Origin of the sequence: Pseudoalteromonas sp. APC 3250 (assembly GCF_030407915.1) — a bacterium.
Classification (GTDB): Bacteria; Pseudomonadota; Gammaproteobacteria; order Enterobacterales; family Alteromonadaceae; genus Pseudoalteromonas; species Pseudoalteromonas tetraodonis.
In genome coordinates this window covers 241,053-248,821 of the sequence record NZ_JASDCM010000006.1, presented here as the reverse complement: position 1 = coordinate 248,821, position 7,769 = coordinate 241,053, and the positions used below count along the sequence as shown (strand labels likewise).

Below are 7,769 nucleotides of genomic sequence, written 5' to 3'. Positions count from 1 at the left end.
CCCGAACCCCGAACCCCGAGGCTATAAATCAGCCATCACTGGTAATCGTAGTAATCAGCTCACTCAATACTTCTTCGGCTTTGTCAGTGTCTACTTGGCAAGTACCGGCATTTAAATGGCCGCCGCCGCCGTATTTAAGGCATAACTCGCCAACATTAGTATTTGAGCTGCGGTTGGTGATTGATTTACCAATGGCGTACACCACATTTTGCTTTTTAAGCCCCCACATTTTATGAATTGAAATATTACACTCGGGGAACATGGCATAAATAACAAAGCGATTAGTGGCGAATATGGTTTCTTCTTCGGTTAAATTGAGTACCACTAAGTTGTCGTGTATTGATGAACAGCGGTCTATTTGCTCTTTAGCTTGTGCGTTGTGCTCGTGGTATAACGCAACACGCTCGGCAACATCTTCCATAGCTAGTATTTGTTCTATGCTGTGATCTTTACAGGCGTCAATTAACTTCATCATTAACTGGTAATTAGAAATTTTGAATTCACGAAAACGGCCAAGTCCTGTGCGCGCATCCATAATAAAGTTCATCAGTACCCAGTCTGTTGGGTTTAAAATTTCGTCTTTTGAAAATTGTGCAGAATCCCCTTTATCGACCGCTTCCATCATGTCAGTTGAAATATTAGGGAATTTCTCTGCACCGCCATAATAATCATAAACAACGCGTGCTGCAGAGGGCGCATCTGGGTCAATAATGTGGTTTTTTATATCGCTCGCGTTACGAACGGTTTCACTCAAGTGATGATCAAATGCAATATGACACCCTGCAACGTAGGGGAGGTTAGTGGTAATGTCGTTGCTGGTAATGGCTATTTTACCGTCTTGCATGTCTTTTGGATGCACAAATAAAATATCGTCGATTAAGTCTAAATCTTTAAGTAATACGGCACACACTAGGCCGTCAAAATCGCTTCGAGTGACAAGTCTATATTTATTATTGCTCATTTTCGGTCCATTTTTGTTTGTTTATTAATCTGAGTGTAGCAGTTTAAACTCCATTTTATATACCAGTTTTTAACATAAAAAAAGCCAAAACAATGGTTTTGGCTTTGAGTAGCAAGTGTGTATTAGTGATGTGTTATGCGCCTGGGCCACATTCCATACAATGGTTAATAATGTCTGGGCCAAATTTTAATTTAGCGTTTAAATCACGCAGTGCAGTGCGTAGACCTTCTTCAATAACAGGGTGATAAAAAGGCATATCTAGCATTTGCGGTACAGTCATTTTGTTTTGTACAGCCCATGCAAGTAAGTGTGCTATGTGCTCTGCTTGTGGGCCAATAAATTCAGCACCTAAAAATAAACCGGTACCGTGCTCGGCATACACACGCATGTGCCCTTTGTTTTTTAGCATAACGCGGCTACGGCCTTGGTTTTCAAAGCTGACTTCGCCTATTTCAAAGCAGTCACAGCTTCCTAATCGTTCGCTAATTTCTTTAAAGCTTTCACCAACCATGGCTATTTGTGGGTCGCTAAACACAGCGGCAATTTTAGCTCTACGTAAACCAGCACGCACTTGAGGATAACGGCCTGCGTTTTGCCCTGCGATTGTTCCTTGATCAGATGCTTCGTGAAGCAGTGGGATCATGTTACTGGCATCACCGGCTATAAATATGTGTGAGTCGCCACATTGCATAGTATGGGCATCGGCCGTTGGTACGCCACGTTCATCGAGGTCTATGCCGGTGTTTTCTAACCCTAGTTTATCTGTGTTTGGTACTCGCCCTGTTGCAGCCAGCACGTAGTCAAATTGTTCAGTGTGTTTAATGCCTTGTTTGTCGGTGTAGGTGAGCTCTGCTTTATTACCAACTTTTTTCATGTCGGATACGTTTGAGTCGGTATCAACATAAAATTCTTCTGCAAATACGGTATTAGCGTAATCTTTAACTACTGGGTCGGTTAATGGACCTATGGCACCACCTACACCAAATAGTTTTACCTTTACACCCAATCTGTGTAACGCTTGGCCAATTTCAAGGCCTATAACGCCTGGGCCAAATACGGCTACTGATTCTGGTAAATCATCCCAGTCGAATACATCGTCATTTATAATCAGTCGGTCACCAAAGTTATTAAATACACCTGGGTAAGAAGGGCGTGAACCCGTTGCTATTACAAAGCGCTTGGCAGTAATAATGGTGTGGTCGTCTATTTGTACGCGGTTGGCATCTAAAAACTGTGCATAGCCGCGAATTTTATCTTCGCTAGGTATTTCATCTACCGCTTCTACTACGAATCCTGCAAAGCGATCGCGCTCACTTTTTACTCGTGCCATAACGGCTTTACCGTCAATAACCGGTTTTGAGCTGTGAACACCAAAGGCAGGGGCCATTTCTATTGAATGGGCGGCTTCTGCTGCGGCAATCAATAATTTGCTTGGCATGCAACCAACACGTGCGCAGGTTGTACCGTATGGGCCAGATTCAATCATAAGTACGTTTTGAGTAAATTGTTTAGCATTACGATAGGCACTTAAACCAGCGGTACCTGCACCTATAACAACAACGTCGGTTTGCAATTCTTTCATAGTGTTTTTCCTTTAGTAAACAGGGGCGTTGCAGCCCCTGTTTTATTTACTTAATTAAGCAAAGTATTTTTCTAGGTCGTCTGAGCCACCAATGTGCTTACCGCCAATAAATACTTGTGGTACGGTTTCACGGCCCGATACAGCTTTAAGGCTGGTAAGTGATGCGCCAGCGCCCATTACGATTTCTTCAAATGCAAAGCCTTTAGCTGTAAGTAGCTCTTTTGCTTTTTTACAGAAAGGACAGCCAGGCTTAGTAAATAGAGTAACTGCTTCTGGTTTTACTTGAGTTGGGTTGATGTAATCAAGCATAGTGTCAGCGTCTGATACTTCAAATGGGTCGCCTGGTAAATCTGGCTCAATAAACATTTTCTCTACTACGCCATCTTTAACCAGCATAGAGTATCTCCAGCTGCGCTTGCCAAAACCTAAATCATTTTTATCAACTAACATGCCCATGCCGTCGGTAAATTCACCGTTACCATCTGGTAGTAAGGTAATGTTTTGCGCCTCTTGATGTTCAGCCCATGCGTTCATTACAAACGTATCGTTTACTGATACACAAACAATGTCATCAACGCCATTTTGCTTAAGTACGCCAGCTAGTTCGTTATAGCGTGGTAAGTGCGTTGATGAACACGTAGGTGTAAATGCACCTGGTAGTGAAAATACAACAACCGTTTTACCTTTAAAAATGTCGTCTGTAGTCACTGATTTCCATTCGTCGTTTTGACGCGTTGCGAATGTTACGTTTGGGATTGTTTGACCTTCAATATTGTTTAACATGTTTTTTAGTTCCTCTTGATTTGTTGATAGCCATTATGGCGAGTATTTAAATATAGTTCCAATCGTTTGTTTGTATTAAACTGATAGATGTAAACTATCAGGTTGAGTGTGAATATGAACTTAAAAGATTTAGAGTATGTCAAAGCGGTTGCCCACTATAAGCATTTTCGTAAAGCGGCCGATGCCTGTTTTGTAAGCCAGCCTACTTTAAGCGGGCAAATTAAAAAGCTTGAGCAAGAATTGGGTGTTATTATTTTTGATCGCTCTACCAAGCACGTTACCTTAACTGCCAAAGGTGAACGTTTATTGACACAAATAGCTGTCGTTTTAGAGCAAACACAAATATTAAAAGAGCTGGCAGCAACATCTAATGAACCACTGCAGGGCAAGCTTACCATTGGTATTATTCCAACGATTGCGCCTTATTTATTACCCACGCTACTAACATCAATGAAAGCAGCGTTTATAAATAGCCAGTTTTCGTTTACTGAAATGCAAACAACCACTATTTTAGCTGCGCTAGAAAGTGGTGAAGTCGACTTTGCAATTTTAGCGGATGTACCTGAACTTAAAAGTTACCATACCATTGATTTATATAAAGAAGACTTTTTAGTTGCCGTATCAAGCGATAACGCATTGTGTAAGCATAAAAAAGTGGCACTGCAAGACCTGCAAGGTTGCAACCTACTAATGTTAAGTGATGGCCATTGCTTTAAAGATCAAGCCCAGCAGTTTTGTTTTTCGGCAGGGGTCGATGTTTCCAGCCAGTATCAAGGAAATAGCCTTGAGACTTTATTAGCGCTGGTGGCGATGGATGATGGAATTACATTTGTGCCAAAACTTGCAGCAATACCACGAGTGGGTATTCATTATTTGCCTATTTTTCCTAATCAACAACGTAATATTGTATTTGCATGTAGAAAGCATTACCCGCACTTATCTGGGGTTGAGCAATTGGCTCAGTGGTTAAGCGCCCACTCTAATTTAAGGGCTAAACTAAGCGAGGCGCTTTAGCATTTTACATGCGGCTATTGCTCGGCAATTTCTACAATGTCATTAATTTGTACGCCCGGCAAAGGCTGATCATTAATACTAACGGCAATAGCGCTGTGCTGATAAAGCTGTTCAATTCGTATACGGTTAAGTGTAGTGATGGTATGCGGCATAGTGTTGCCTTGTGCGTCGGTTAAATAATTATGATGGGCAATACTCAGTTGTTGGCCTTTTTCTAAGCCATGAGCCTTACCTAAATTAATCACTAATTTATTGTTTTCCATATGCATTATTTTACCTTGAGTAGGTAGACAGGCCATGGCAGCTTGTAGGTCGTAACTTAAGGTTTGGTTTATATCACTAATGCTTTGGCCAAAAGGTGATTGCCAAAACCGATTACTATTTACATCAATAATGGCTGTTTTTTCAAATGGCCAAATTGCTTGGCTTTGATAGCTATTTTGCCATAAAGGCTCATAAGTGGTGCCATTAAATAAGCTAAACTCTATTTGGTAGTGGCGCTGATAGCTTTCATCTTGCCAAAACGCATAGTCGCTATTGAGTTTATCGCTGGTAGATAAACTGGTTATTTGACTTAACAGCACATATTGCGCGTTGCTGCGTGATGAAATTTCCTCTAACTGACTGTTTGAATAGTCATGCTGTTGATTAAAGTAGGTATCAACCTTTATAGCTTTGTTGAAATAGGCAACGGGTATTGCACTCATTTTTGATTTTTGCAACGAGGTATAAATGTTTTTACTGACTGCTTTGTTAATGTCAAATATTTGACCCATTCTCGCTTGTTCACGATTTGTTAATTGGCTTTGCGTGACAGCTATAAACTTATTAAAGTTACTTTGTGGACATTGCTCTGTTTGCGCAAAGATATCTAAGCGTAAGGTAATTGCAAACTCATCACTACTGCGGTTTTCACTGACAAGCTCTATTTTTTGAATTTCGCCTTGGCTACTTATTTTTAGCTGATCTTGGGTTAAAACACCATCAACAAGTGTTTGCACCGAGCTCACCCGCGCACCAGAGAATACAAGGGCTTGGGTAATCGCATCTTTTATTGCAGCGGCCTTTGCACCGGGAATGTCGCTATTTTGAATAACCGCATGGCCTGTAGACTCATACCACTGAGCGTGGGTAAAAGGTGAAAACGTTAATACAGCAGTGGTGCTTAATCCTGCCAATACTGCTTTTAAAAACGACTTCATACTCTTACTCCAATTAAACGTTAGCGTTAATGAGTCTCAGCAAGTAATGTACCACTATTATTTGTTGTTACAGAATATAGGTATCACTGGCATTAAACGTGCATAACTGAGTTTAATTAGTTTTTAAAGGCCCTGTATGATGCGAGTAATGCCATTAATGATCACATTAGGCTGCTTAACGTTAAGCGGTTGTAGCAATATATTTGATAAGCACGTTGAATATAAATATGTTGAGCCAAATAATTACCCTGTATTAAAAGCAATAGGGTACGCGCCCATTAGTTTGCAGTCGGGAAGTAATGACACTCAAAAACAGCTTATGGCAATTAAAGCCTCCAAGCTAGAGGCATACCGCGAACTAACGGAACAAGTGTACGGGCAAAAAATTACCGCAGGCACAACCGTCGCAGGCTCTGTTGCCCAAGATGATTATTTACAGAGTAAAGTGCAAGGTATTATAAAAGGCGCGCAAATTATAAAAACTTATGCCGTTAATGATATGTATATTACTGAGCTTGAGCTTAATATGAAGCGCGTACACGACTTGTACATCGGTGAGATAAAACCACGGGAAGTGAAAAAAGTTACTTATTACTAAGCGACAAGTTATTACTCATAAAAAACGCCTAAACGAATAATCGTTTAGGCGTTTTTTATGAGTATTCTTTAGGCTTTTAGGTTACGCACAATGCTGTTGTCAGTATTAACTACGCTACCGGCTTGATCGTAGGTCATAGACGAAGGTGCGCCAATTAAAATCCCCTTTAATTGCTTTACACTTAACTGCGCTTGATGCGCTGCATGAGCGTTAACTTCATTTTGTTTTTGACACTGCTCAAGCTTTTCTCGAGTTAGCTTAATTAAGTCAGCGTTTTCATCTGTTTGCTGATCATTACTGGCAATCAGTTTGCTGAGTTCTTTATCAAGGGTGCTTATACTGGTTAAAAAAGACATTTTTTGTTGGGCAATTTCTTTTAAACCTTCACCTCTTCGAGATGCAATCGCAGTAAGCTCCTGAGTGAGTAACTCGCTCAGTTTTGTTAAGCAAGTAATTTGCTCATTTAGTTTAATTGTAATTAAACTATTGTGATCAGCCATAAACGTTAAACTCAAAGTCTGCTAGATTTTTGGCAAGCTTCTCACTGTCGATTTGATAATTACCTTCAGTAATCGCTTTTTTAAGCTCAGCAACTTTGTTGCTATCAAAACCAGAAGACTGCTGCGCTTTCTCTTGTAACGATTTTAATTGCTTAGCTTGCGGTGTTAAGCTCACCGAATCGCTGGCAGCTTTAGGTGAAGGCGTTTGTGCCGCCTGTGTATTTGCATTATCTCTTTTTAAATCAACTTTTTGCTGTTGAGTGTTTGTTAAAACACTCGGTTGTTGATTTGATTTATTTACTTGACCGACCATAATAAAAATCCGTATATTGCCCAACTGATGCCTTTATATCGGCATTTATTAAAGATACTTTAGCATAAATTTATATTAAATATTTACTTGCACAGACTCTACACCATCTACACGCGCATTTAAAACTTTACCTGTCTTTTTGTTTTCTACTCTTACTTGCTCGCCCAAGGTGCCATCCTCTAATGCAATACCCGTCGTTTTCACTCTTAACCCTTTGATATTAGCATAAATTGTAACAGAATCACCTTTGCACACCATACATATTTGATTAAGTAAAACGGGCATTCCTTCACGGATATTGCGTTTGCTACGACTACCAATAAGAGCCGTTGGATCTTCAAGGTACTGCGCTCTGATAAAGTGTGCAGGGCGCATATCAATACTTAAATGGGATGGAGTAATCACTTCACCTCGTGCTAAATTGGTAGTTGCAACTACAACAGGTGCTGATTCAGTGATTCTGACATGAACGTACTGTGCCCAGTTGTCACTATCGTTACATTTTATTTGAATAGTGACTTGGCGATTAAAGGGAGGCTCACTTGGCGTTATTAGCTCAGGCTCAGAATTACATTGGCGATCGGGAATGCGGCTATCTAGCGGTAATGCGCTAAACTGTATTTTGTTATCATTTGTAGTCACTGCTTTTTGAGCAACATAAGATACAGCCATTTCTTGCAATAACTCTTTACTAAATACTTGTGCCTTTAGTGGCAAAGCGAAGCAGAGGCTAGCAAGAAAATAAAAAACACTGTATCTTCTGGTTTTTTTTAACAAACTCATAATGTTTCGACTATGCTTATGGTTGCAAACAGG

General features: G+C 40.4%; 9 protein-coding genes. 2 read left to right on the top strand and 7 right to left on the bottom strand.

The annotated features are described in order from the left end of the window. Nucleotides 1-28: 28 nt before the first annotated feature. The 3 genes from QL986_RS09155 to QL986_RS09145 form a co-directional block, all read right to left on the bottom strand. Nucleotides 29-961 (bottom strand): exopolyphosphatase, encoded by a 933-nt coding sequence (locus tag QL986_RS09155; RefSeq protein WP_013465603.1) that lies wholly within the window; start codon nucleotides 959-961, stop codon nucleotides 29-31. A 133-nt stretch (nucleotides 962-1,094) separates the two neighbouring features. Beyond that, entirely contained in the window at nucleotides 1,095-2,543 is a 1,449-nt protein-coding gene (locus QL986_RS09150) for a dihydrolipoyl dehydrogenase (RefSeq protein WP_013465602.1), read from the bottom strand. Between the two features lie 54 nt (nucleotides 2,544-2,597). Beyond that, nucleotides 2,598-3,326 (bottom strand): glutathione peroxidase, encoded by a 729-nt coding sequence (locus QL986_RS09145; RefSeq protein WP_008466566.1) that lies wholly within the window; start codon nucleotides 3,324-3,326, stop codon nucleotides 2,598-2,600. Between the two features lie 114 nt (nucleotides 3,327-3,440). On the opposite strand from QL986_RS09145, the gene QL986_RS09140 reads away from it, so the two are divergent. Further along, on the top strand, nucleotides 3,441-4,340 hold the full coding sequence (locus tag QL986_RS09140) for a LysR substrate-binding domain-containing protein (RefSeq protein WP_024602007.1): 900 nt from the start codon (nucleotides 3,441-3,443) through the stop codon (nucleotides 4,338-4,340). Nucleotides 4,341-4,354: 14 nt separating this feature from the next. On the opposite strand, the gene QL986_RS09135 is transcribed toward QL986_RS09140, so the two are convergent. Beyond that, a complete protein-coding gene (locus tag QL986_RS09135; protein WP_013465600.1) occupies nucleotides 4,355-5,542 on the bottom strand; it encodes a flagellar assembly protein T N-terminal domain-containing protein in 1,188 nt (395 codons plus the stop codon). A 139-nt stretch (nucleotides 5,543-5,681) separates the two neighbouring features. Between QL986_RS09135 and QL986_RS09130 the strand changes: the two genes are divergently transcribed. Continuing rightward, nucleotides 5,682-6,140 carry an LPP20 family lipoprotein gene (locus tag QL986_RS09130; protein WP_010387855.1) on the top strand — a complete coding sequence of 153 codons (459 nt, stop codon included), beginning with the start codon at nucleotides 5,682-5,684 and terminating at the stop codon, nucleotides 6,138-6,140. A gap of 68 nt (nucleotides 6,141-6,208) precedes the next feature. On the opposite strand, the gene flgN is transcribed toward QL986_RS09130, so the two are convergent. The 3 genes from flgN to flgA form a co-directional block, all read right to left on the bottom strand. Then, entirely contained in the window at nucleotides 6,209-6,640 is a 432-nt protein-coding gene (gene flgN, locus QL986_RS09125) for a flagellar export chaperone FlgN (protein WP_013465599.1), read from the bottom strand. Then, the gene (gene flgM / locus QL986_RS09120) at nucleotides 6,633-6,953 is read right to left on the bottom strand and encodes a flagellar biosynthesis anti-sigma factor FlgM (protein WP_013465598.1); all 321 of its coding nucleotides are present in this window, start codon (nucleotides 6,951-6,953) and stop codon (nucleotides 6,633-6,635) included. The genes flgN and flgM overlap by 8 nt, the downstream gene beginning before the upstream one ends. A gap of 75 nt (nucleotides 6,954-7,028) precedes the next feature. Next, nucleotides 7,029-7,736, bottom strand: coding sequence for a flagellar basal body P-ring formation chaperone FlgA (flgA, locus tag QL986_RS09115; RefSeq protein ID WP_016899218.1), 708 nt, complete (start codon nucleotides 7,734-7,736; stop codon nucleotides 7,029-7,031). Between the last annotated feature and the right edge of the window lie 33 nt (nucleotides 7,737-7,769).